At 41.4% G+C, this 1,412-nt stretch carries 1 protein-coding gene; it reads right to left on the bottom strand.

Annotated elements, in window-relative coordinates; genetic code table 11:
- A partial coding sequence (locus ACTNC0_RS18150; RefSeq protein WP_441088482.1) for a transposase occupies positions 1 to 1,227 on the bottom strand: 1,227 nt, incomplete at its 3' end.
- Between the last annotated feature and the right edge of the window lie 185 nt (positions 1,228 to 1,412).

The raw sequence follows: 1,412 nt of genomic DNA, 5'->3' as shown, positions 1-1,412 counted from the left end.
ACAGTATACCAGGTTTCTCTCAGGATCTCTGACAAAATAACCTTCTTTTGCTTTTTCCTGCATTTCCTCAGGACTTCCATAGACACTGCTGTTTTCCCGTTTTTCATCCACCACTTTACGACGGACTGTTTCTACCTTCATATCCTGTATCACTTCTGCATAAACTTCCGGTATCTTACCTGCATGCAGTGCTTTCTTCAGTTCTTCTGGCTCTGTGCTGGCAGTATCCGTTTCTGCCTCTTCATAAGGGATTTCTATGTCATAACCGTCTTTTCCATCATCTGTTATGACATGTGGGATAATACCGTTCTCCAGACACTCCACCATATCTTCCACAGCTTCATAACCTTTATCTGCTACTACTTCTATGATCTTTTCCGGTTCAGAGCTCTTTATCCCCTGCATCGTACTTTCCAGCAATCCATGGTCGGTTACCTGATTGGTCATCTGAAAATCTCGGATCAGATGTGTTTCAGAATCTACCGCCGTCTGTGGGTTATATGCTACTGTAAACCCATTTTTATTTTTCATGAGTTTTGCATCCGCATCTGTGATCGAAAGCTGGGATACCCCGGTTTCTTCCATCAGCTTCTGATAACCTTCGTATCTGGCAAGTCTCTCCTGTGCTTCTTTTAACTTGGCTTCAAGACTTTCTCTTGTCAGTTCTCCTGAAATCACGTCTGTTTCTTCCTGCTTGTCCATTTCATTCAGGATCCTTAGATACTCATCTGTATGACCATTCAGCCATTTGATCCTGTCATCCAGTTTGTTTTTGGTGAAGTTGTTATCTTTTGCGTTATCCGCCTGGATCTTTGTTCCATCCACGGAAGAAAATCCCCATTCCACTGCACCGGAGATCCGGCGGTTGAATTCATAAAAAATCTCTTTCAGGCTGTCTATGTTGTTTTTCCTGAAATCTGCAATGGTGCGAAAATCCGGTTCTACACCGCCAATCATCCATTTCACTTCAAGATTTACTTTACAGCTTTCAGCCAGTTTCCGTGAAGAACGGATACCTTTCCTGCTTCCGTAAATATATATCTTATAAAGGCTCTTAGGATCGTAAGATGGACGGCCTTCTGCTGCCACAGGTTTTACACCGTATTTCCCTATATCAAGATGGTTCACAAACGCATCAATTATCCTTGCAATACTTTCTTTATCTACAAATGCGTCCCATGAACAGCACATCAGCTGGTCACGGTCAAAACCTGAAACATATGGCATCTCAATTCACCTCAGAACAATTTTTCTCTGGTTTCATTATACTATATCTGAAACATAGATGCACGATTTCTGTGTACTTTATTCAGTTTTCAATGTGCAATTTTAATTTATATTGAACGCTCACAAGAGCATATCAATCTTTTTCTCATCAGATTAGATTATCCGAGTTTTCGGACAGTCTCCCC

Source organism: Blautia sp. HCP3S3_B11 (genome assembly GCF_052064435.1).
GTDB lineage: Bacteria > Bacillota > Clostridia > Lachnospirales > Lachnospiraceae > Blautia_A.
The sequence above is the reverse complement of the archived record's forward strand: the minus strand, read 5'-3'. Positions and strand labels throughout refer to the sequence as shown.